Below are 24,015 nucleotides of genomic sequence, written 5' to 3'. Positions count from 1 at the left end.
CTCAGGAGCGTTGAATGCGTTGGCTATGGGCCTCGTAGGCGCGACTGAACTCGCGACCGAACAGGTCCTGGAAGTCGTCTTCGGCTTCCCGGGAAATCTGGCTGTAGAGCTCGGTGAACTGCTGCCAGCAGTGGGCCTGGCGCGAACCGCCAAACAGCTTGGCCAACCCGGCGGCGGGCGCCAGGCGCTGCTCCAGGCGGGCAGGCTCGAAGCGCTCGAGCAGGTGCTTGATGGCCGCCTCGACACCCGCCATCACCGCCAGCTGGTGGGCGCGCAGGTCGTCGAAACTGTCGCGCACCGCCTGGTCCGGGGCCATGAACGCCTGGTTGCCCTCGCGCAGCAGCAACAGCAGCGCTTCGTCGGCATTGGGGGCGAACTTCAGCGGGTTATTGCGCACCGGGGCGATGGTGGTCTGCTGCATGCGGAACTCGCCCTTCAGGCTGCTGCGCGCGCGCAGCACATCGATCAGGCCTTCGACCATCAGGCGGTAGCTGCGCCCGACCGCCTCCATCTGCGCGGCGGCATCGGCCGCGTCGATGCGCAGGTGCTCGATGCCCGCGCCACGCAGGAAGGCCTGCAGCAAGGTATCGCCGGCACCAGCCGGGTCGGGCGCAGGTGCCGACACGGCGGTGGGTGGCGGCGCAGGCGTGACGACCGGCGCTACCGGCTCTGGCAGGGGTGGCGCGATGACAGGCGCAGGCTGGGGAGCAACGACCGGCGTTTCGTCGAGCAGGTTCCAGTCGTCGGGGATCATGCCCGGCGCGGCGGGCATGGCGGCCTGCACCGGCGCGGGAGGCGGCGCCACCGGCGTGGGTGGACGGAAGTCATGCTGTTGGGCAGGGACATGATCCGCCTGGCTGGCCGGCGGCACGCTGGAGGGTCCAAGAAAATCGAACAGGTCCGGCAGGGTGTCGTGGCTCGAAGCCCCCTGCAGGAACGCGGCCGGCGCGCCGACGATGGGCGCGCTCGGAGCGGCCACCTGGTTAGCCATCAGTGCTTCGAAACTGTGTACCTGCGGCTGCCCGGCGACCGGAATCGACAGGCCGGCATCGATGCGCGCCTGGATCTCGTAATCGCCGATTCGAATAACTTCACCGTCCATCAGCGGTTCGCTGTTACCGCGACGCAGGCGAATACCGGCATGCACCAGTTCCACGCCGTTGGTGCTGTTATCGGTCAAGTAATAGCGGCCATCCTTGAACTGGATCACACAATGTTTCGAAGAAACAAGGCGTTCCGGATCGGGAAGTACCCAGTCATTATCCGCCGCACGACCTACGCTGATGGCACCGTTTTCCAGCAACTTCTCCGGGCATTGCCCAGGGGTGATCTTGTGATAACTGGTAATGGTCAGGCAAAGTGCCATCACGCCTCCTTGCATATATATGAAACACTCACACATCCATTTGAGTGGATTCGCGAGCCCGACCTCGCTTTCCGGATAAACCCTTGTAAATACTGGGCCTCACACCGAAATTCGCTTCCCGGAAAGGTCGTATTAAACCCTATCGGCAAGGCACTTTGATGGCACCTGACCAATGGACACGAATACCTGCCAACTGGTTCACAGTCACCCTTCGCGGCGCGTAGCTTACCTTGACAGCAATTTGGAAATAAACCATAAATGCGCAACTTAAGAGTGCCAAAGTGATATCACAGTGATATCAACTTCGCATTCTTTGACAAGTTTGTGCGCCATTTCACATTTGCAACTTGGCGCAAACGACGCCCTCACCAAGGGCCGATATGGAGATCGATTTCTGGTGAACTCACCGCAGCTGCTCGCCGCTGTTTCCGCAGACTTTCCGTGCGGCGACGACCTCGAATACGATGCCGATTTCCTGCAACTGGAACGTGACGCCCAGGGCCGCCCCGAGCGCGTGATGGGCGACGCCGTGCAAGCGGCCGAGCCGCCGCAGTGGCGTGACATCGAGCAGTCCTGCACCAGCCTGCTGCAACGCAGCAAGGACCTGCGCATCACCCACTTCCTGGTCCAGGCCAACCTGGCCCTGCACGGACTGCCGGGCCTGGCCGCGAGCCTCGAGCTGATCCGTGACCTGCTGGGCGAATACTGGCTGCACCTGCACCCGCAGCTGGACGCCGCCGACGACAACGACCCCACCGTGCGGGTCAATGCCCTGGCCGGGCTCACCTGCGACACAAACATCGCCCTGCTGCGCGACGCCGTGCTGGTGCGTTCGCGCACCTTTGGCCCGGTTACCCTGCGCGCCGCCCTGCATGCGGCGGGCGTGCAGCACTTCGCCAGCGAGCAGCTGAGCGCCGAGGAACTGGCCGCCGCCCTGCGCGACGCCGACCCCGAGCAGCTCGCGCAATGCCACCAGGCCCTGCAACTGGCCCGCGAAGCCCTGGACACCATCGAGAGCCGGGTCAACGACCAGGTCGGTTCGGCCAGCGGCGTCGACCTGTCCACCCTGCGCCAGCCGCTGCGCCAGGTCCAGCAAGTGCTGGCCGACTACAGCCCGGAAGGCTCGGCGCCCGTCAGCGCGAGCATGGACGAAGTGACGGCGCACGGCGCCCCTGACGACCCGCAGCCCGCCGCCGTCGCCGTCGCCGCGCCACGTGTCGCCGCGCGTCCCGGCGAGGTGAACAGCCGCGACGACGTGCTGCAGAGCCTCGAGCGCCTGCTCCAGTACTACGCCCGCCACGAGCCCTCCAGCCCGCTGCCGGTGCTGCTGCGCCGGGCGAAGAAGCTGGTCGACGCCGACTTCGCGACCATCGTCCGCGACCTGATCCCCGATGGCATGTCGCAATTCGAGAACCTGCGTGGCCCGGAACACGACTGACGTCGCTCCGGCCGCCTAAACACCGACGCCCGCAACAAGCAGAGCCGCCGTACCGGCGACCAGGAGGAACAACGTGGCGAAAGACAGCTCCCAGAAATTCATCGCGCGCAACCGTGCGCCGCGGGTACAGATCGAATATGACGTCGAGCTGTACGGCGCCGAGAAGAAGGTCCAGCTGCCCTTCGTCATGGGCGTGCTCTCGGACCTCGCCGGCAAGCCCGCCGAGCCGCTGCCGGCCGTGGCCGACCGCAAGTTCCTGGAGATCGACGTCGACAACTTCGACTCGCGCCTGAAGGCCATGAAGCCCCGCGTGGCGTTCAACGTGCCCAACGAGCTGACCGGTGAAGGCAACCTGAGCCTGGACATCACCTTCGAGAGCATGGACGACTTCAGCCCCGCCGCCGTGGCGCGCAAGGTCGATGCCCTGAACCAGCTGCTCGAGGCCCGCACCCAGCTGGCCAACCTGCTGACCTACATGGACGGCAAGACCGGCGCCGAGGACATCATCCTCAAGGCCATCAAGGACCCGGCCCTGCTCCAGGCCCTGGCCAGCGCGCCGAAACCTGCCGACAACGAGCCGAAGGCCTGAGGAGACCGACCATGAACGATCCGTTGCGCGACAGCCAGGCCCCGCAGGCGGCCACCCAGGACCCGAGCGAGTTCGCCAGCCTCCTGCTGCAGGAATTCAAGCCCAAGACCGAGCGGGCCAAGGAAGCCGTCGAGAGCGCCGTGCGCACCCTCGCCGAGCAGGCCCTGGCACAGACCAGCCTGGTCTCCAACGATGCCATCGGCTCGATCGAGCAGATCATCGCCGCCATCGACGCCAAGCTCACCGCCCAGGTCAACCAGATCATCCACCACGATGACTTCCAGAAGCTGGAAAGCGCCTGGCGCGGCCTGCACTACCTGGTCAACAACACCGAGAGCGACGAGCAGCTGAAGATCCGCGTGCTCAACATCTCGAAGAACGACCTGCACAAGACCCTGAAGAAGTTCAAGGGCACCGCCTGGGACCAGAGCCCGGTGTTCAAGAAGCTCTACGAAGAGGAATACGGCCAGTTCGGTGGCGAGCCCTACGGCTGCCTGGTGGGCGACTACTACTTCGACCAGTCGCCCCCCGATGTCGAGCTGCTGGGCGAAGTGTCCAAGGTCTGCGCCTCGATGCACGCGCCGTTCATCTCCGCCGCCTCGCCGACGGTGATGGGCATGGGCTCGTGGCAGGAGCTGTCCAACCCCCGCGACCTGACCAAGATCTTCACCACCCCGGAATACGCCGGCTGGCGCTCGCTGCGTGAATCGGAAGACTCGCGCTACATCGGTCTGACCATGCCGCGCTTCCTGGCGCGCCTGCCCTACGGCGCCAAGACCGACCCGGTGGAGGCCTTCGCCTTCGAGGAAGACACCGACGGCGCCGACAGCAGCAAGTACACCTGGGCCAACGCCGCCTATGCCATGGCGGTGAACATCAACCGCTCGTTCAAGCACTACGGCTGGTGCTCGCGCATCCGTGGCGTGGAATCCGGCGGTGAAGTCGAGGGCCTGCCGGCGCACACCTTCCCCACCGACGACGGTGGCGTGGACATGAAGTGCCCGACCGAGATCGCCATCTCGGATCGCCGCGAGGCGGAGCTGGCCAAGAACGGCTTCATGCCGCTGCTGCACAAGAAGAACACCGACTTCGCCGCCTTCATCGGCGCGCAGTCGCTGCAAAAGCCGGCCGAATACGACGACCCGGACGCCACCGCCAACGCCAACCTGGCCGCGCGCCTGCCGTACCTGTTCGCCACCTGCCGCTTCGCCCATTACCTGAAGTGCATCGTTCGCGACAAGATCGGCTCGTTCAAGGAAAAGGACGAGATGCAGCGCTGGCTGCAGGACTGGATCCTCAACTACGTCGACGGCGACCCGGCGCACTCCACCGAGACCACCAAGGCCCAGCACCCGCTGGCGGCCGCCGAAGTGGTGGTCGAGGAAGTCGAAGGCAACCCGGGTTACTACAACTCGCGCTTCTACCTGCGCCCGCACTACCAGCTCGAAGGGCTGACCGTGTCGCTGCGCCTGGTGTCGAAGCTGCCTTCGGCCAAAGGGGCCTGATCATCGCGGGGCAAGCCCGCTCCCATGGTGGGAGCGGGCGTGCCCCGCGACTAGCCACTACTACCGCTAACCGACGCGAAATCCCGAGGACATCATGGCTGTAGATATTTTCATCAAGATCGGCGACATCAAGGGCGAGTCCCACGACAAGGCCCACAAGGACGAAATCGACGTGCTCAACTGGAGCTGGGGCATGTCCCAGTCCGGCAACATGCACATGGGCAGCGGCGGCGGTTCGGGCAAGGTCAACATCCAGGACCTGTCGATCACCAAGTACATCGACAAGTCCAGCCCCAACCTGATGGCCCACTGCTCCAGCGGCAAGCACATCGACAAGGTCAAGCTGACCGTGCGCAAGGCCGGCGGTGAAAGCCAGGTCGAGTACCTGATCATCAACCTCGAAGAGGTGATCGTCAGCTCGTTGAGCACCGGCGGCTCGGGCAGCGACGACCGCCTGACCGAGAACGTGACCCTGAACTTCGCCAAGGTCACCGTCGACTACCAGCCGCAGAAGGCCGACGGCACCAAGGAAGGCGGCCCGATCAAGTACGGCTGGAACATCCGCTCCAACGTCAAGATGTGACCGACCGCGCCCGTGCCGCCCCAGGCGGCGCGGGCGCCCTTCTCCACGCCTCACCCGCCCACGGTGAACATCATGGCCAAGCCTTCTTTCATCAACCTGTGGAATGCCTATCCGAAAGTGTCCTCGCCCTGCGATGGTCCGTGGGACAACCAGTGCGCCATCCGCATGAGCATCGCGCTCAACGGAGAGATGAGCCTCAAGGTCAACAAATCGACCTATACCGAACCCAAGTGCGCCCATGGCCATGCCCGTGGCGCCGAATCCCTGGCCAACTGGCTGGAGCGCCAGCTGGGACGCCCGCAGCGCATCGGCGGCAGCGCCCAGGAGCGCGACAAGCTCAAGGCCAAGACCGGGATCATCTTCTACAAGGACTGCTTCGCCCGCACCGGGCAAAGCCAGGAAAACCGCACGGGCGACCATATCGACCTGTGGAACCGCGGCCTGACCAAAGGCTTCTCCGATCAGAACTACCAGTCGAAACAGGTCTGGTTCTGGGAGCTGACATGAAGCGCGTGGCCTTGGCCGGCGCCCTGCTGCTGGCCCTGAGCGCCTGCGCCGACGCCGAACTGCTGGACCAGGCGAACCTGGGCGGGCAGACCGTGAAGCTGACCGAGAACGCCGGCCAGTGCGTGCTCGATCGTGGCGAACAGCGTCTGGCGCTGGGCATGCCATGGCCCTGCGGCCTGAGCCCCGACCGCGCCGGCAAGGCCCGGGTCGAGCAGTTCGACGGTGTGCCGATCGTGCTGGTGACCCATGTGCAGCCACACCCGACGCTCAAGGGCGAATGCCTGAAGACCTCGCGCGCCGTGCGCCTGACCCCGGCCGGCCTGGAGGCCTCCACGCCAGCGCCGAGCGCGTCCTGCGACACCGGTTTCGAAGACCAGAAAATGTTCACAGGGATGTTCCAGTGGTAGCCGAGATCGCCACCCGCGACCGCCTGCAGCCCTCGCTGCTGGATCGCCTGACCGACGACGACCCGGGCAACCCGCAGGAAGCCCCCGACAAGCGCGTGCTCAGCCTGCAGCAGCTCAAGGCCTCGGTGCTGCGCGACCTGGCCTGGCTGCTCAACACCACCTCGCTGCTCGACACCGGCGCCACGCTGAATTCCCCGGCCGGCGCCTCGGTGATCAACTACGGCCTGCCGGCCCTGGCCGGCAACAGCGCGTCGAACATCGACCTCAACGCGCTCGAGCGCATCATCCACCAGGCCATCGCCACCTACGAGCCGCGCATCCTCGCCCATACCCTGAAGGTGCGCGCCCAGGCCGCGCCGGGCGAGATGAACGCCAACGCCCTGAGCTTCGAGATCGAAGGCGACCTGTGGGCCCAGCCGGCGGCCCTGCCGCTGCTGTTGCAGACCGACGTGGACCTGGAGTCCGGGCACGTGCGCGTGGCCCCCGCCGACCGCCGGAGACGCGCATGAACCCGCGCCTGCTCGAGCTGTACAACCAGGAACTGCAGCACATTCGCGAGGGTGCCGCCGAGTTCGCCAAGGAATACCCGAAGATCGCCGGGCGCCTGACGCTGTCCGGGATCGAATGCGCCGATCCCTATGTCGAGCGCCTGCTGGAAGGCTTCGCCTACCTCACCGCGCGGGTGCAGCTGAAACTCGACGCCGAGTACCCGACCTTCACCCACAACCTGCTGGAAATCGCCTACCCGCACTACCTGGCGCCGACCCCGTCGATGACCGTGGTGCAACTGCAGACCGACCCCGACGAGGGCTCGCTGGCCGCCGGTTTCCAGCTACCCCGCGACAGCGTGCTGCGCGCCAACCTTGGCCGCAACTCGCAGACGCCGTGCGAATTCCGCAGCACCCAGGACGTCACCCTGTGGCCGCTGCAGGTGGCCCGCGCCGAATACTTCGGCAACCCCGGCGCCGTGCTCGGGCGCCTGGCCGCCAGCGAACCGAAGGCCCGCGCCGGCCTGCGCCTGAGCTTGCGCAGCGGCGCGGAAATCCCCTTCAACAGCCTGCCGCTGACGCACCTGCCGCTGTACCTCAATGGTGCCGACGAAACCCCATTCCGCTTGTACGAGCAACTGCTGGGCAGCGCCTGCGCGGTGTTCGTGCGCCAGCCCGGGGCCGACTGGGTCGAGCGCATCCCGGTCGAGCAGGCCTTGCTGCCGTGCGGCTTCGACGACCACGAAGCGGCGTTGCCGGTGGTCCCCCAGGCGTTCCAGGGCTATCGCCTGTTGCAGGAATACTTCGCCCTGCCGCAGCGTTTCCTGTTCGTCGATTTCGCCGGTCTGGAGCGCGCGGTCAAACGTTGCGATGGCCAGGAACTGGAACTGCTGGTGCTGTTCGAGCGTTTCGACGCCGCGCTGGAGAGCAGCGTGGGCAGCGCGCAGTTCGTGCCGTTCTGCACCCCGGCGATCAACCTGTTCCCGCGCCGGGTCGACCGCATCCACCTGACCGATCGGGTCCACGAGCACCATGTGATCGCCGACCGCACCCGGCCCACCGATTTCGAGATCCACTCGCTGCAGCAGGTCGCCGGCCACGGCACCGGGCCGGACCAGGCGTTCCTGCCGTTCTACGCCGTGCGCGACCCGTCGCGCTACGGCCGCGACCAGGCCTACTACATCGTCCGCCGCGAGCCCCGGGTGCTGTCCAGCGAGCAGCGACGCAACGGCACGCGCTCCAGCTACATGGGCAGCGAGACCTTCGTCAGCCTGGTCGACGGCCACCAGGCGCCGTACCGCCACGACCTGCGCCAGCTGGGCATCAGCGCGCTGTGCAGCAACCGCGACCTGCCGCTGTTCATGAACGTCGGCGACGGGCGCAGCGACTTCAGCCTGGCCGACAGCGCGCCGGTGTCCGCCGTGCGCTGCCTGGCCGGCCCCAGTCGACCGAAGGCCAGCCATGCCCACGACAACCGGGCCTGGCGCCTGATCAGCCAACTGTCGCTGAACTACCTGTCCCTGGCCGAACAGGGCCAGGGCGCCGCCGCCCTGCGCGAACTGCTGCGCCTGTACGGCGACCAGCAGGACAGTGCCCTGCAACTGCAGATCGACGGTCTGCGCGAGGTCAGCTGCAAGCCCTGCACCCGACGCCTGCCGATGCCCGGGCCAATCGTCTTCGGCCGCGGCCTGGAGATCACCCTGACGTTCGACGAGAACGCCTTCCGCGGCACCGGCGTGTTCCTCCTGGGCGCGGTGTTCGAGCGTTTCCTGACCCGCTACGTGTCGATCAACAGCTTCACCGAAACCGTGCTGCGCACCAGCGAACGTGGCGAGATCATGCGCTGGAACGCCAAGCCCGGGCGCAGGCCGACCCTGTGAACACGCTACAGGCCATGCAGGCGCAGCCCTGGGAGTACGACTTCTTCCAGGCCTTGCGCCGCCTCGAGGCGGAAAACCCCGAGCTGCCGCGCTTCGGCCATTCGCTGCGCCTGGCCGACGAGCCGGTGCGCCTGGGCCAGCGCCTGGATTGCAGCTTCGCCCCGGCGACGCTGGCCTCGGTCACGGCCAACGACGATCAGCCGGCGCGCCTGGAGCAGTTCTTCTTCGGCCTCGGTGGCCCCAACGGCCCGCTGCCGCTGCACCTGACCGAGTACATGCGCGAGCGCCAGCGCAACCACGCCGACCCGACCAGCAAGCGCTTCCTCGACATCTTCCACCACCGCCTGCTGAGCCTGTTCTACCGTGCCTGGGCCGAGGCCCGGCCGACCGTCAGCCACGACCGCCCCGGCGACGACTACTGGGCCGCGCGCCTGGCCGCCCTCAGCGGCCGCGGCCAGCCGGAACTGCAAGGCCAGGGGCCACTGGCCGACAGCGCCAAGCTGCACTGGTCCGGCCACCTGGCGGCGCAGACCCGCTACCCCGACGGCCTGTGCAGCATCCTGTCGAGCTATTTCGGCGTGCCGGTGCAGCTCGAGGAGTACGTCGGCCAGTGGTTGGAGCTGCCCGAGCGCAGCCAGCTCGGCGTACGCGCCAACCGCCTGGGCGTCGACCTGTGCCTGGGCCGCTACGTCTGGGACCGCCAGCACAAGTTCCGCCTGTGCCTGGGCCCGCTGACCCTCGACCAGTACCACGCCCTGCTCCCCGGCGGGCAGGCGTTCGTCGAGCTGGCGGCCTGGGTCGCCGAGTACCTGGGCCAGGAACTGGACTGGGACCTCAACCTCATCCTCGCGCAGGGCCAGGTGCCCGCGCTGCAACTCAATGCCGGTCAGCGCCTGGGGTTCGACACCTGGCTCGGCCGCCCCTCGCACGATGCACGCGACCTGAAGCTGGCCCGGTATTACGCCGACCAGCCGGTCGCCGCCCCCCTCACAAGGAGTCAGGACCATGGGTGAAATCAGCCGCGCCGCGCTGTTCGGCAAACTCAACAGCGTCGCCTACAAGGCCATCGAGGCGGCCACGGTGTTCTGCAAGCTGCGGGGCAACCCCTATGTCGAGCTGGCGCACTGGCTGCACCAGCTGTTGCAACTGCAGGACAGCGACCTGCACCGCATCATCCGCCAGTTCAACGTCGAGCCGGCGCGCCTGGCCCGCGACCTGACCGACGCCCTGGACCGCCTGCCACGAGGCTCGACCTCGATCACCGACCTGTCCTCCCAGGTGGAAGAGGCCGTCGAGCGCGGCTGGGTCTACGGCAGCCTGATGTTCGGCGAAAGCCAGGTGCGCACCGGCTACCTGCTGGTCGGCATCCTCAAGACCCCGAGCCTGCGCAACGCGCTGCTGGGGCTGTCCAGCGAGTTCGCCAAGCTGAAGATCGAGGCCCTGAGCGAGCGCTTCGACGAGTACGTCGGCGACTCGCCGGAAAACAACCTGGCCGCCAGCGACGGCTTCAGCGCCGCCGCGCCGGGCGAGGCCAGCGGCGCCATGGCTCCGGCGGCGATGGGCAAGCAGGAGGCGCTCAAGCGCTTCACCGTCGACCTCACCGAGCAGGCCCGCAGCGGCAAGCTCGACCCCATCGTCGGCCGTGACGAGGAGATCCGCCAGCTGGTCGACATCCTCATGCGCCGCCGCCAGAACAACCCGATCCTCACCGGCGAGGCCGGCGTCGGCAAGACCGCCGTGGTCGAAGGCTTCGCCCTGCGCATCGTCGCCGGCGACGTACCGCCGGCACTGAAGGACGTCGAGCTGCGCAGCCTGGACGTCGGCCTGCTGCAGGCCGGCGCCAGCATGAAGGGCGAGTTCGAGCAGCGCCTGCGCCAGGTGATCGAGGACGTCCAGGCCTCACCCAAGCCGATCATCCTGTTCATCGACGAGGCCCACACCCTGGTCGGTGCCGGCGGCGCAGCAGGCACCGGTGACGCCGCCAACCTGCTCAAGCCGGCCCTGGCCCGTGGCAGCCTGCGCACCGTGGCCGCGACCACCTGGGCCGAGTACAAGAAACACATCGAGAAGGACCCGGCCCTGACCCGCCGCTTCCAGGTGGTCCAGGTGGACGAGCCGAGCGAAGCGAAGGCGCTGCTGATGATGCGCGGCGTGGCCTCGACCATGGAGAAGCACCACCAGGTGCAGATCCTCGACGAAGCGCTGGAAGCCGCCGTGAAGCTGTCGCACCGCTACATCCCGGCGCGCCAACTGCCGGACAAGTCGGTGAGCCTGCTCGATACCGCCTGCGCCCGCGTCGCCATCAGCCTGCACGCGGTGCCGGCCGAGGTGGACGACAGCCGTCGGCGCATCGAGGCGCTGGAGGTGGAACTGCAGATCATTGCCCGTGAGGCCGCCATCGGCGTCAGCACCGGGCAGCGCCAGGCCCAGGCCGACAGCCTGCTGGCCGAGGAGCGCGAGCGCCTGGCCGCCCTGGAAAACCGTTGGGCCGAAGAGAAGGCCCTGGTCGATGAACTGCTGGCCACCCGCGCGCAACTGCGCGAGCAGGTCGGCGTGGTCGACCGGGAAGTGGACGCACAGGGCAGCCATGAGCTGCGTGAAACACTCATCGACCTGCAGCGGCGCCTGAGCCAGCTGCAGGGCGAGAGCCCGCTGATCCTGCCAACCGTGGACTACCAGGCGGTGGCCTCGGTGGTCGCCGACTGGACCGGTATCCCGGTGGGCCGCATGGCACGCAACGAGATCGAGACCGTGCTCAACCTCGACAGCCACCTGGCCAAGCGCATCATCGGCCAGGACCACGCGCTGAAGATGATCGCCAAGCGCATCCAGACCTCCCGCGCCGGCCTCGACAACCCGAACAAGCCGATCGGCGTGTTCATGCTCGCCGGCACCTCCGGGGTGGGCAAGACCGAGACCGCCCTGGCCCTGGCCGAGGCCATGTACGGCGGCGAGCAGAACCTGATCACCATCAACATGAGCGAGTTCCAGGAAGCCCACACCGTCTCCACCCTCAAGGGCGCGCCACCCGGCTACGTCGGCTACGGCGAGGGCGGCGTGCTGACCGAAGCGGTGCGCCGTCGCCCGTACAGCGTGGTGCTGCTGGACGAGGTGGAGAAAGCCCACCCCGACGTGCACGAGATCTTCTTCCAGGTGTTCGACAAGGGCGTGATGGAAGACGGCGAAGGCCGCCAGATCGATTTTCGCAACACCCTGATCCTGCTCACCACCAACGCCGGCACCGAGCTGATCGCCAACATCTGCAAGGACCCGCAGGCCCTGCCCGACCCTGAGGCCGTGGCCACCTCGCTGCGCAAGCCGCTGCTGGAGATCTTCCCGCCGGCGCTGCTCGGCCGCCTGGTGACCATCCCCTACTACCCGCTCAGCGACGCCATGCTCAAGGCCATCACCCGCCTGCAGCTGGAGCGCATCCGCAAGCGCGTGGAAGGCACCCACAAGGTCGGCTTCGCCTACGACGACGGCGTGGTCGAGCTGATCGTCTCGCGCTGCACCGAGACCGAAAGCGGTGGCCGCATGATCGACGCCATCCTCACCAACGGCCTGCTGCCGGACATGAGCCGCGAGTTCCTGACCCGTCTGCTCGAGGGCAAGCCGCTGGCCAGCGTCAGCATCAGCCGCCGCGACAACGACCTGCACTATGACTTCGGCGCCGCCGACTGACAGGACCGACCATGCTGTTCAAGCAGTTCACGCGCCTGGCGCAGATCAACAGCCCCCTGGGGCCGGACAAGCTGATCCTTGCCGAGATGGGCGGCAGCGAGGAGCTCGGCCGCCTGTTCGACTACGAGCTGCAGCTGACCAGCGACGATCCGGCCATCGACCTCAACCAGCTGCTGGGCAAGCCCATGAGCCTGAGCGTGCAGCAGAGCGTCGGCAGCTCGCGGCACTTCCACGGCATCGTCGCCCGTTGCAGCCAGTCGGTGGACCAGGGCCAGTTCGCCGCCTACCGGGTCACCCTGCGCCCGTGGCTGTGGCTGCTGACGCGCACCAGCGACTGCCGGATCTTCCAGCACCTGAGCGCGCCGCAGATCATCAAGCAGGTGTTCCGCGACCTGGGTTTCTCGGATTTCGAGGACCTGCTCAGCCGCAACTACCGCGAGCGCGAGTACTGCGTGCAGTACCGCGAGACCAGCTTCGACTTCGTCAGCCGCCTGATGGAGGAAGAAGGCATCTACTACTTCTTCCGCCACGAGCAGGAACGCCACGTACTGGTGCTGGCCGACGCCTACGGCGCGCACCAGAAGGCGCCGGGCTACGAGACCGTGCCCTACTACCCGCCGGACGGCCAGCACCGCGAGCGCGACCATATCAACGACTGGCACCTGGCCCAGGAAGTCCAGTCGGGCTCCCTGGAGCTCAACGACTATGACTTCCAGCGCCCCAGCGCGCGCATCGACGTGCGCTCGGCCATGCCGCGCCCGCACCAGGCCGGCGACTACCCGCTGTACGACTACCCCGGTGCCTACGAGCAGACCCAGGACGGCGAGCACTACGCCCGCACCCGCCTGGAGTCGCTGCAGAGCCTGCACGAGCGGGTCGAGCTGCGCGGCAATGCCCGGGGCCTGGGCAGCGGCCACCTGTTCAGCCTGAGCAACTTCAGCCGCCAGGACCAGAACCGCGAGTACCTGATCGTCGCCGCCCGCTACTACGTGCACCAGGAGCGCCTGGAAAGCGGTGGCGGCAGCGGCGCGGCGCAGTTCGAAAGCAACCTCAGCTGCATCGACGCGCAGCAGAGCTACCGCCCGGTGGGCAGCACCCTGCGGCCGATCGTCAAGGGGCCGCAGACCGCCGTGGTGGTCGGCCCGTCCGGCGAGGAGATCTGGACCGACCAGTATGGTCGGGTCAAGGTGCACTTCCACTGGGACCGCCACGACCAGTCCAACGAGAACAGCTCGTGCTGGATCCGCGTATCGCAAGCCACGGCAGGCAAGAACTGGGGCTCGATCCAGGTGCCGCGGATCGGCCAGGAGGTCATTGTCAGCTTCCTCGAAGGCGACCCCGACCGGCCGATCATCACCGGGCGGGTGTACAACGCCGAACAGACGGTGCCCTACGACCTGCCCGGCGGCGCCACCCAGAGCGGCATGAAGAGCCGTTCGAGCAAGGGCGGCAGCCCGGCCAACTTCAATGAAATCCGCATGGAGGACAAGAAGGGCGCCGAACAGCTGTACGTGCATGCCGAGCGCAACATGGACACCGTGGTCGAGCAGAGCGAGACGCTGTCGGTGGGCATCAACCGCAACCAGACCGTCGGCATGCTCGAGACCATCACCATCGGCCAGGACCGCATCCGCGCCGTGCGCCGCGACGACATGCTGCTGGTCGGCGCCAGCAAGACCGACAGCGTCAGCACCAGCTACCTGATCGAAGTCGGCGAGAACCTGCGCCTGGTCTGCGGCAAGAGCGTGATCGAGCTCAACGCCAGCGGGCAGATCAACATCAGCTGCGAGCAGTTCAGCTTCCACGCCAACGCCGACGCCGAGATCAACACCGGCGGCACCCTGGACCTGAACGTGGGCAGCGGCGCGCAGACCGACCCGAAGAACCAGGGCGTGAAATCGACCATCGACGGCGCGGTGAAGGCCCTCTTCCCCGCCGCCGGCAAGTAACGAGACCGAACCATGAGTTACCGCCTCAACGAATTCCGCTTCGCCCTGCCCGACGCGCAGGTACGCGACACCAGCATCAACATCCTGCGCTTCGAAGCCTTGGGCACCTCGCTGATCGTCAGCCGCAGCCTGCTCGAAGAGGGCGAAACCCTGCAGAGCAACTTCGACAGCCAGCTGCAGCGCCTGCAGCAGCAGGTCAAGGACCTGCAGTTCCAGCCGGCCCGCGCTACCCAGGTGGGCGCGGCCCAGCCGATCGAGGCGATCGAGCTGAGCAGCCAGTTCAGCAAGGGCCAGGAGAAGGTCTACCAGTACCAGCTGGCGCTGGTGCTGCCGGGCACGCGGAAGATGTTCGCCCTGAGCTACGTCAAGCCGACCCCGCTGGGCGAGGCCGAGGCGACGCACTGGGCGACGCTCAAGCAGTCCCTCGCCTTCGACAACCTGGGCTGACGTAGCGGATGTCCGACGCACTCTGGGCCGCCCGCGAGGGCGACGCGCTGCTGCACACCTCGGTGATGGCCGACATCATCGGCGGCGTGCTGGAAGTGGCCGCCAACGTCGCCATCGGCGCCCTGGCCACCGCCGCGGTGGCCGCGGCACTGGGCATTACCGTGGTCACCGGCGGCCTGGGCTGCTTCGTGCTCGGCGCGGTGGTGGGCCTGGTGGTCGGCGTGGTCATGGCCAAGACCGGCGCGGACACCGGGCTCAGTCGATTATGCGAGGGCATCGGCAACGCCCTGTTCCCGCCGACCGTGCAGGCCACCATCGTCAGTGGCTCGCCCAACACCAAGACCAACGGCATGCGCGCCGCGCGCGCGGCTGGCGTGGTGACCGCCCCCTCGGCCCCGGCCAGTGGCGGGGGCGGTGACGCGCAGGCCGAGGAGCAGGAAGAAACCTTCCTCGACATGGCCAAGGGCTTCTTCTCGCAGATGTGGCGACCTACCGTCGCCAGCCCCGCGCCCAACACCCAGGAAGCCCCCGACGACAAGGTGCTGTGCACCAAGCACCCGCCGATGCCGCCGCAGTACCTGGCCGAGGGCTCGAGCAAGGTGCTGATCAACGGCCACCCGGCCTGTCGCAGCGGCGATCGCAGCACCTGCGAGGCGGTGATCGTCGATGGCGGACTGGTGTCGAACAACGTGCGCATCGGCGGCGGGCCGATCGTGGTGCGTGAAATCCGCAGTGGCAAGACACCGGGGATCGGCTTGGCGATTACGGCGTTGATGATGTTGCGGGGGCGCGGGGGGAAGTTTTATAGCAAGTTTGGGTGCATGTTGATCGGGGGTGTAAGCAATGTCGTCACAGGCCAGGTGACCGGCGCACTGACCCGTGCAATCGCCGGCTCGCCCAACCCTGTGCATGCGCCGACCGGAGCAAAGATACTGTGCTCTGAAGACGATCTCGACTTCAGCGTGCAGGCCATGCTGCCAATGGACTGGCAGCGTTACTACAACAGTCACGATGAACGTATCGACGGACTGTTCGGCGCAGGCTGGAGCGTGCCTTACGAAGTCCATGTACGCATCGAGTCTACTGCCGGTCAGGGTGAGCGGCTGCTGCTGACCGACGAGCAAGCACGAGTCGTGGACATGGGATCGATCACGCCCGGCGAGGCGGTCTTCAGCGTTGGCGAAGGTCTGAGCGTGCGCCGCGCACTCAACGGTGAACTACTGACCGAAAGCCGTGAGGGGCAGTACCGTCTGTTCCAACCTACGCCCGGTCAGCCTGACATTCTGCGCCTGAGCCAGCTCGGTGACCGCAACGACAACCGCATTTACCTAGACTACGACGAGCAAGGCAGGCTCCTGCAACTGCGCGATAACTTCGACCTGGTGCGTATCCGGTTGCACTACAGCCATGAATGGCCACAACGTGTCAGCCTGCTGGAGCGTGAAGACGCCGATGGTGGCCTCCAAAAACTGGCTAGCTACGGTTACGACAGCCAGGGGGACCTTGCCCAGGTGTTTGATGGGGATGGCCGGCTAGTCCGCAGTTTCGCTTATGACCCGGCTCGCCGCATGGTCGAGCATCGAACTCGCAGCGGCTTGCGCTGCTTCTATGAATGGGCCCGTCATGCCGATGGCTGGCGAGTGTCCCGTCACTGGACCGATGCGGGAGACAATCACGATTTCTCCTACGATGTAGCCGCAGGCATCACTCAGGTGACCGACAGCCTGGGACGCACCAGCGTGCGACAGTGGAACAGTCAGTACCAGATCACCGCCTTCACCGATGCCCTTGGCCAGACCTGGCGTTTCGAATGGAATGATGAGCGACAGTTGCTGGCGGCCAGCGACCCCATGGGAGCAGAGTGGCAATACTTCTACGACGAGTCCGGCAACCTTGCCGAAACCATCGACCCTCTCGGACACAAAGAGTCCACCGTCTGGCTTGAGCACTGGTCACTGCCCCGCAGCCATACCGACCGGGCCGGCAACCACTGGACCTTCGCCTACGACAAGCGCGGCAACTGCATCCGAGAAACCGATCCGCTAGGTCAACAAACCCGCTACATCCACGATACCCGTGGCAACCCGGTCGAGATCACCGATGGCGCGGGCCGGTCACGCAAGCTTCGCTGGAACGACCTGGGCTTGCTGGTCGGACAGACTGACTGTTCGGGATACACCACGCGCTTCAGCTACGACACCTCCGGCCATCTCCATACCCTGGTAGATGCACTGGGCGAACGCACCGAATATCAACACGATGCCTTGGGGCGCCTGGTCGGCATAGTGCTGTCCGACGGCCGTCGAGAAGAATGCCTGCTTGATTCCAATGGCTTGCTGACTCGCCATATCGACAGTGCAGGTCATGTGACTCAATACCACCGAAACAGCCGGGGCCAGTTGGAGCGGCACATTGACCCCCTCGGGCGTGAGGTGACCTACCACTATGATCGGCATGGGCGCCTACTCACGCTACGTAATGAGAATGGCGAGACTAGCGGTTACGTATGGGATGAAGGCGACCGGCTCATCCTTGAGCAAAATGTGGACGGCAGCGCCAGGAAATACCAGTACGACGGCCAGGATAACCTCACCCACGTGACGTTCATCCCCACGCCCGGCAGCAACGACACGCCGATCGTCCACCACATGACCTATGACCTCGGTGGGCGACTGGTGGCCCGGTGTACCGATTCGGGGCGTACTGACTATCGCCATGATCCTCTGGACCAGCTGCTGACGATTCGCTTCACCGACGATCAGGGCTTTAGCGAGCAACTGGACTTCACCTACGATGCCCTTGGCCAGCTCCGCGAAGAGCGCGGTCCGAACGGCACGCTGCAGCACCTTTACGATCCACTAGGAAATGTCGAGCGCACTCGTCTGGCCGATGGGCGCTGGATCAACCGTCTCTACTACGGCAGTGGCCATCTGCACCAGCTCAACCTCGATGGCCGGGTGGTCTGCGACTTCCAGCGCGACCGCCTGCATCGTGAGACCCTGCGTACCCAAGGACGGCTGAGCACTCGCAACCTTTATGACCGTAGCGGGCGCCTCAGGACGAGACTTCGTCATACCAGCGCCTTGCCCGAAAACCTGCCGGCCGAAGCGCAGCAACGCTTCGAAATGGACGACGCGGATAACCTGAGCGCCCGCCAGGTACAGCGCCCAGGATCGCAATACCTGCAGACACTGCAACACGACCGGACTGGCCGCATTCTTGCCCGGCAGGACAGCCCGACGGGCCAACGCGAAATGTTCACCTATGATGCCGCCGCCAACGTGCTTGACCCATCACAAGCTGGCGCAGGCCTGGTTCGACACAACCGGCTGATCACATACGAGGACAAGCGCTATCGCTATGATGGATTTGGTCGTCTGGTAGAAAAACGCAGCCGCAGACGGGGCACGCAGTTGTTCGAGTACAACGCCGATCACCGATTGGTCCGCATCCGCAACCTGCAACCCGGACGCGAGCAAATCGTCGAAATGCGTTACGACCCACTTGGACGCCGCACCGAGAAGCGGGTCTCGACAACTGATGGCCATGTCCTGTGCAGCACACGTTTCAGCTGGGACGGGCTGCGCTTGCTTACGGAACAGCGGAATGGCCTGCACACACTGTACCTATACGGGGACGATGAACATGATCCCCTGGCCCGGGTGGACGGCCAGGGAGCGAGCCAACAACTGCGCTATTACCACAATGATCTCATCGGCATGCCCGATGAGCTGACCGATGAGCAAGGTCAATCGCTTTGGGTCGCGCGCCACCTGACCTGGGGAGGGACCTGGCAGGAACAACGGGTGGATAGTCTGCTGGAGGAGCAGAACCTCAGATACCAGGGGCAATACCTGGATCGCGAAACAGGCTTGCACTACAACCTGTTCCGTTTCTACGATCCCGATGTCGGTCGCTTCACCCAACCTGACCCCATCGGCATGGCAGGTGGGTTCAATCTTTACCAATATGCGCCAACCCCCTTCACCTGGTTCGACCCCTGGGGGTTGCTCAAGGAAGGTGAAACCGCCGGCTATGGCGCCAAGGCGCATCGCGGTGACGGGCTTGAAGCCCATGAGTTGATGCGCAACAAGTACCTCCAGGATATCGGACTGGCGCCGAAGAGGCGGCGCATGCGAGGTAACCCCTCCATCGCTTTGAGCCCGAAGAACCACGACGCGGTACACCTGGAGGAAAACCGTCTGCGCAGGCAGCTTGGCCTCAAGCCAAACCAGATGCTCAAGAGCGGCAGGGCAGAAATCCGGCTTATGTCGCAAGCCATCTACAACTCGCTGGTTGTCAAAGGCAAAATCACGCAGCAACAGCTGAGAACAGCGCGGCGCTCCGCAATCAAGTTCGCCAAAGGCAAAGGGTGCTATTGACCATGAACTCACAAAAAATCGTGCTTTGCGCGCAAGACCACGGGCTGGGCCAGATCGGCGGCGGTGCCCACCTCAAAGATATCTCGCTGTGGCCCAAGATCCCGGACACAGGTGAGCCGATGACCCCGCTGGTGACATTGACCGAACGGTTTCTACCCGTCTCTTTCATTCCACCCGGCATGGCTATCACGGTGTTCATTACTGCGCGCCAACATGACGGTGCCTTCAGCCGATCCACCCAACGCCACTACACCGTCAACCAGCAGAGTGAGCTCGACGAGAAGCGTGCCAATGGCTTTACCCGGGTCATCCTGCACGAGTTGGCCGACCAGTCGATCGCACCGCCCGACACAGCCCTTCTGCTGGACCGTGCCTACATCCAGTTCGAACCCTTCACCGATGAGGAAGAAGAACAGGAACTGGAGGACGAGGACAGCGGCATCGACCTGAGCAAGCCCGTCGGTAGGCCTTGCTGGCTGCAGGACCCGATCTACGAACCCCAACGTTTCTTGTTTCTGATGCAACTGCTCGACAGTGATGTGGCCACAGCCAGCCCGCAACACGTGGGATTGTTTTCGGACGGTATCGGTTACCTTTATGTCGACAGGCAGGCAAGGCGTGGCAAGCAGGGTGATGAGGCAGGCTTCTTCTTCATCCAGTTCACCTGACTTGAAGATTGGGGCGTTGGTCCCCCAGGTAAGTGATATTTTCGTGGAGCTCAATGGGGCCTTACCTAACCTGAACCAGACCTTGGGACGGGGAACCGCTATCTGATGACCGACTGGCAACAACTCTACGAAAAGCATGAGACCAAGCTCGACCGCCTCTATGACGATGTAGAAGAGGGCAAGCTGGAGCGGCTACGTGCGTTCGCGCAGAAAAACCCCGAGCTGCTGGTGCTGCCCCGCTATGGCGAGGCCGACGAGGAGGGGCTGCTGCACATGGCCGCCCGAGCCGGACAGGCAGCGAGCTGTGGCCTGCTCCTGGAACTGGGCCTGGCGCCGAACCAACCGTTTGTGGACGAGGGCCATGCCAGTGCTCTCGAACTGGCAGCCAGTGAAGGGCACCTTGAAACCTGCGTTTGCCTGCTCGATGCCGGTGCCTGGGTCGACGGCCTGCCACTCAGTGTCTGCCCACCGCTGTACGCAGCGGCCCAATCGGGCCACATCGAGGTCGTTGCACTGCTGCTGACACGAGGCGCACAGGTCAATCGCCTGCACCGACGCGCCAATGACAGCGCACTGGACGCTGCGCGCGAATGGGGGCATCAGCGCACGGTCGATCTGCTGCTCGAACACGGCGCACGCAGCATCAACGATGTCGAGGGCGCCGATGCCGAAGGCGCCGGACAGGCCATTGTCACCTTCGTGCACAATACCGCTGGGTGGGTCCTGCCCACCGCGTTCTGCCCTCCCAGTGAAGACCCTCGCAGTACGCTGCATGTCAGCCTGATCGATAGCAAGACCGACTACAAGCTGCTGTTCACCACCGGCCTGTACCAGGTTGCCCCGATGACCGAGTTGTTCCTCTGCCTGCCAGGTGGCTGGGCACTGCCCCAGGCCGGATTGCCGGTGCCAGACGCCTGGTGTTTTCCAGTAGGAATGCTGGCACGCCTCGCCGCCAGAACCTTCGAGCACGGCCCTGTGGCCGAGGGCATGCTGTTCCAGCGTGACGATCCACAGTTTGCCGACCTGCACTGGCCTTGCGCGGTGGATGCGCTTTTGCTGGTGGACAAGCCCTGGAACAAGCATGGTGATGGCGAGCGGATTCCCGAAAGTGAGAAGGTCACCCTGCTGACCCTGGCACCGGTGAAGTTCACCGACAAGGGTGCTCCGACCGCCAAGGCCCTGGCCGCGCTCATCGAGCGTAAACGCAAGGCGAGCTGGAAGGTCCTGGCGCTGGAGACTCCGACTTGAAGCAGCACTGCTCGCCCACGCTGGCAGCAGGAGCCAGCAGTGGGCACGTAACGTCGCGTGTCTGGAAGTGACCTGATGGAAACCATCGCATTCAATGTCGACATCCACTGGCGAGACGAAGCCGAGGGCGGGAAAGCCCGACTGCCTCTCGACCAGACCTACTATGTCACTACCAGCCCACTGAGCGGACCGGACGGGACACCGGTTACCTGGAGCCTGGTACTTCAGGTCACTTACAACCGCACAGTTAAAGGACATCGAGTAGGCGCAGGCAGTGTCCGGTTCCTTGTACCAAACGCGCCCAAAGATCTACTCCACTCCGGCAGAAGGCTCGAGGTCTTTGAAGGGCGACGCCCTGTTGGATGGCTGGAGATACAAGCGCGCCATGAACAAGGCCATCGCACTGACAGTAATGGCTCTCCAGCAAGCGCCATCGACAAAGACCAAGGCGAGTAGCTGCGGAGGATGAACATGTATGAGAACACTGCCGAACTACGCAAGGCCCTGAAGGCCCAGAACCCTCTGGAATCACCCAGCGAGAGATTACTTGCAACAGGCCTGGCGACCGGGCGCTGTCATCAAGGACACGACCAGGTGCTTGACTGGCTGTTCACCGAGCGAGCCAAGGCACGTAAGAGCGAGATCGTTGGCAACTTTCTTGTGGGTGTCGAACGTAATGAAGCGAGTCTGCGCGCGGCACTGTCGGCCTTCGCATGCGCCACACACCTGCCCAAACATCCCTTTACGGTGCACGATCAACTGACCTGCCAGGTTTGCAGCGCGTTCGAGCAGATCGATGTCAACTTCATGCAACTGAACCGGGTTCGTTTTTTCGTCGGTGCCGTATTAGGTGGCGATATCCTGCACATCGCGTTCATGCTGCAAGAACACAACGCTGCGCCGAAGCTACGACCGGAAAACTTCGACTTGATGGTCTCTATCATCGATCTTATCCGTAATGTTCCGGCCCCAACGAAACCCAAGGAACTGCTCAAGCTGCTGCGCAAACTGCCCGGTATCAAGATGAGCGAAGAAGAAGGCCGGGGGTTCCTCGACCTGCTGGGACACTGCGGGATACTGCAGACGCCGGAACATCCAGGCCTGCTGTACCGCTACACCAACCTCGGCCTGGCGCCACGCAGCGCGCGCTCGTCGGATTGGAGCTACCCGATGGACTTCTGGCGCGGTGAACATGGCCTCAACCAGGACGCCCTGCGCTATTGGTTCAGCGACTATCCCGAGTTGCTCAAGGTTTAAGCCCTTGGCAGCCAACCTGTTCGCCGGGCGCGGCATGGGCAGTACAACTGTTGCACTGCCCCCTCATTGCAATAGCTCCATGAAAGACGTTGCGACCAGAACAGCAAGAGCCGTGAAGCCTGATATGAACATCTATTTTGTCAGCAACGCACAAACACCCTGGGGCGATTGGGGCGAGGTGCTAGCCTACGGCATGATCGCCTGGGACGAAGACACCGACATTGACAGCATCGAGCGTACCGGCCCCTACACACCGCCCGCCTACATCCGCTCTGGCCTGCTGGTACTGACCGAGCCGACAAAGGAGGCGTTGGAGAAATCTGGCCTGAAAGGTATCAGCCGCTTCGAGCATCTGGAAAAGACCCATATTGTCGAACTCGACTGGCAGCAATGGGACTCAGCCAAGGACATCAGCGTCTACCTGGAGCTGGATGGCGAGCCCGAATCGATCATCGAGTCACGCCCCCATGACCCACAACTGTCAGCACGCATGCCGGCGTTCTGGTGCGCCTACGTCTCTGGCAAGCTCGCCTTGCGCATGGACGAGAGTGAAAAGAGCAACGATCCCTCTCATTACCTGCAGGTAGTCCGTGCTGATGAGCGCGTCGACTTCTTCAAGGCCGATGTGCACGGCGGCTATTTCGTCAGCGAACGGGCAAAAAACTGGCTTGAGCAGCACTGCTTAGGAGCATTCCAGTTCGCCCTGATCCCCCCTCAAAGTGAGCTCGACAATTACAAGCAGCTGCCGCACAAGGCCAACAAAAGCTCCTGCGGGAAATGAACATGACTGCAACTGCGGAACAACTATGCAAGGTCCTAAAGGCCCAACATCCCAGCGAGCCACCGAGCTCGGCGCTGGTCGCCACAGGCCTGGCGACCGAAACCCGCAGAATGAGCCATGACCAGGTACTGACTTGGCTGTTCAAGGAGCGGGAGACCGTGGTGAAGGAAGAGGTGGCCGCCAACTTTCTCACCGGTGTCGAGCGCAACCAGGCATACCTGCGCGCCGCCCTGTCGGCCTATGCTTGCGCGACACACCTGCCGCAACACGCCTTCACGGCGCAGGACCAACTGAACTGTCAGGTCTGCAGTTTCTTCAAGGAGCGCGAAGTCAACTTCATTGCTCTCAACAGGGTGCGTTTTCTGATCGGCGCAGCGCTTTTCGGCAGCCCGTCCAACATCGCATTCCAGCTGCAGGAGCATAACGCCGGGCCGAAAGAACGGCCGGGTAACCTGGACCTGATGGTGTCGATTCTGGATCTGGTCCGTGACGTGCCAGCCGTGACCAAACCCAAGGACTTACTCAAGCTGCTGCGTAAACTACCCGGTATCAAGATGAGCGAGGAAGAAGGCCGAGGTTTCCTCGACCTGCTTGGACACTGCGGGATACTGCAAACGCCGGAGCATCCAGGCCTGCTGTAGCGCTACACCAACCTCGGTCTGGCGCCACGCAGCGCGCGCTCGTCGGACTGGAGCTACCCGATGGACTTCTGGCGCGGTGAGCATGGACTCAACCAGGACGCCCTGCACTATTGGTTCAGTGACTATCCTGAGTTGCTCAAGACGTAGCCGATATCGGTCATCTCCTTAGGCAATACGCCGAATTCAACCCGCGTGTAG

General features: G+C 64.6%; 19 protein-coding genes. 18 read left to right on the top strand and 1 reads right to left on the bottom strand.

Annotated elements, in window-relative coordinates:
- Position 1 precedes the first annotated feature (1 nt).
- A complete protein-coding gene (gene tagH, locus HU751_RS16650) occupies positions 2-1,366 on the bottom strand; it encodes a type VI secretion system-associated FHA domain protein TagH (protein WP_186731801.1) in 1,365 nt (454 codons plus the stop codon).
- A gap of 397 nt (positions 1,367-1,763) precedes the next feature.
- Here tagH and tssA point away from each other — a divergent pair, with 397 nt between their 5' ends.
- From tssA to HU751_RS16560, 18 genes are all read left to right on the top strand, one after another.
- Complete coding sequence (tssA, locus tag HU751_RS16645) at positions 1,764-2,804, top strand: type VI secretion system protein TssA (protein WP_186731802.1); 1,041 nt, start codon at positions 1,764-1,766, stop codon at positions 2,802-2,804.
- Positions 2,805-2,877: 73 nt separating this feature from the next.
- Entirely contained in the window at positions 2,878-3,393 is a 516-nt protein-coding gene (gene tssB / locus HU751_RS16640; RefSeq protein ID WP_050703367.1) for a type VI secretion system contractile sheath small subunit, read from the top strand.
- Positions 3,394-3,404: 11 nt separating this feature from the next.
- The gene (gene tssC / locus HU751_RS16635) at positions 3,405-4,898 is read left to right on the top strand and encodes a type VI secretion system contractile sheath large subunit (protein ID WP_046857484.1); all 1,494 of its coding nucleotides are present in this window, start codon (positions 3,405-3,407) and stop codon (positions 4,896-4,898) included.
- A gap of 94 nt (positions 4,899-4,992) precedes the next feature.
- The gene (locus HU751_RS16630; RefSeq protein WP_050703365.1) at positions 4,993-5,481 is read left to right on the top strand and encodes an Hcp family type VI secretion system effector; all 489 of its coding nucleotides are present in this window, start codon (positions 4,993-4,995) and stop codon (positions 5,479-5,481) included.
- Between the two features lie 72 nt (positions 5,482-5,553).
- Positions 5,554-5,988 (top strand): type VI secretion system amidase effector protein Tae4, encoded by a 435-nt coding sequence (locus HU751_RS16625; protein WP_028689174.1) that lies wholly within the window; start codon positions 5,554-5,556, stop codon positions 5,986-5,988.
- Complete coding sequence (locus HU751_RS16620) at positions 5,985-6,395, top strand: hypothetical protein (protein WP_186731803.1); 411 nt, start codon at positions 5,985-5,987, stop codon at positions 6,393-6,395. Before HU751_RS16625 ends, HU751_RS16620 begins: the two co-directional genes overlap by 4 nt.
- Entirely contained in the window at positions 6,389-6,904 is a 516-nt protein-coding gene (gene tssE, locus HU751_RS16615; protein WP_038707176.1) for a type VI secretion system baseplate subunit TssE, read from the top strand. The genes HU751_RS16620 and tssE overlap by 7 nt, the downstream gene beginning before the upstream one ends.
- Complete coding sequence (gene tssF / locus HU751_RS16610; protein ID WP_186731804.1) at positions 6,901-8,763, top strand: type VI secretion system baseplate subunit TssF; 1,863 nt, start codon at positions 6,901-6,903, stop codon at positions 8,761-8,763. The genes tssE and tssF overlap by 4 nt, the downstream gene beginning before the upstream one ends.
- Complete coding sequence (gene tssG / locus HU751_RS16605) at positions 8,727-9,776, top strand: type VI secretion system baseplate subunit TssG (protein WP_186731904.1); 1,050 nt, start codon at positions 8,727-8,729, stop codon at positions 9,774-9,776. Before tssF ends, tssG begins: the two co-directional genes overlap by 37 nt.
- Positions 9,769-12,444 carry a type VI secretion system ATPase TssH gene (gene tssH, locus HU751_RS16600; RefSeq protein ID WP_186731805.1) on the top strand — a complete coding sequence of 892 codons (2,676 nt, stop codon included), beginning with the start codon at positions 9,769-9,771 and terminating at the stop codon, positions 12,442-12,444. The genes tssG and tssH overlap by 8 nt, the downstream gene beginning before the upstream one ends.
- Before the next feature lie 11 nt (positions 12,445-12,455).
- Complete coding sequence (locus tag HU751_RS16595) at positions 12,456-14,393, top strand: type VI secretion system Vgr family protein (RefSeq protein WP_186731806.1); 1,938 nt, start codon at positions 12,456-12,458, stop codon at positions 14,391-14,393.
- Positions 14,394-14,405: 12 nt separating this feature from the next.
- Complete coding sequence (locus HU751_RS16590) at positions 14,406-14,840, top strand: DcrB-related protein (RefSeq protein ID WP_186731807.1); 435 nt, start codon at positions 14,406-14,408, stop codon at positions 14,838-14,840.
- An 8-nt stretch (positions 14,841-14,848) separates the two neighbouring features.
- Positions 14,849-19,222 carry an RHS repeat-associated core domain-containing protein gene (locus HU751_RS16585; protein ID WP_186731808.1) on the top strand — a complete coding sequence of 1,458 codons (4,374 nt, stop codon included), beginning with the start codon at positions 14,849-14,851 and terminating at the stop codon, positions 19,220-19,222.
- A 2-nt stretch (positions 19,223-19,224) separates the two neighbouring features.
- Positions 19,225-19,890, top strand: a complete 666-nt coding sequence (locus HU751_RS16580) for a hypothetical protein (protein WP_186731809.1) — start codon at positions 19,225-19,227, stop codon at positions 19,888-19,890.
- Between the two features lie 105 nt (positions 19,891-19,995).
- Positions 19,996-21,138, top strand: a complete 1,143-nt coding sequence (locus HU751_RS16575; protein ID WP_186731810.1) for an ankyrin repeat domain-containing protein — start codon at positions 19,996-19,998, stop codon at positions 21,136-21,138.
- A gap of 471 nt (positions 21,139-21,609) precedes the next feature.
- A complete protein-coding gene (locus tag HU751_RS16570) occupies positions 21,610-22,395 on the top strand; it encodes a hypothetical protein (RefSeq protein ID WP_186731811.1) in 786 nt (261 codons plus the stop codon).
- 4 nt (positions 22,396-22,399) lie between these two features.
- Positions 22,400-23,176 (top strand): hypothetical protein, encoded by a 777-nt coding sequence (locus HU751_RS16565; RefSeq protein WP_186731812.1) that lies wholly within the window; start codon positions 22,400-22,402, stop codon positions 23,174-23,176.
- Between the two features lie 2 nt (positions 23,177-23,178).
- The gene (locus HU751_RS16560; RefSeq protein ID WP_186731813.1) at positions 23,179-23,817 is read left to right on the top strand and encodes a hypothetical protein; all 639 of its coding nucleotides are present in this window, start codon (positions 23,179-23,181) and stop codon (positions 23,815-23,817) included.
- Positions 23,818-24,015: the final 198 nt, after the last annotated feature.

Origin of the sequence: Pseudomonas peradeniyensis (genome assembly GCF_014268935.2) — a bacterium.
Taxonomy (GTDB): Bacteria; Pseudomonadota; Gammaproteobacteria; order Pseudomonadales; family Pseudomonadaceae; genus Aquipseudomonas; species Aquipseudomonas peradeniyensis.
This window is presented reverse-complemented; position numbering and strand designations above follow the sequence as displayed.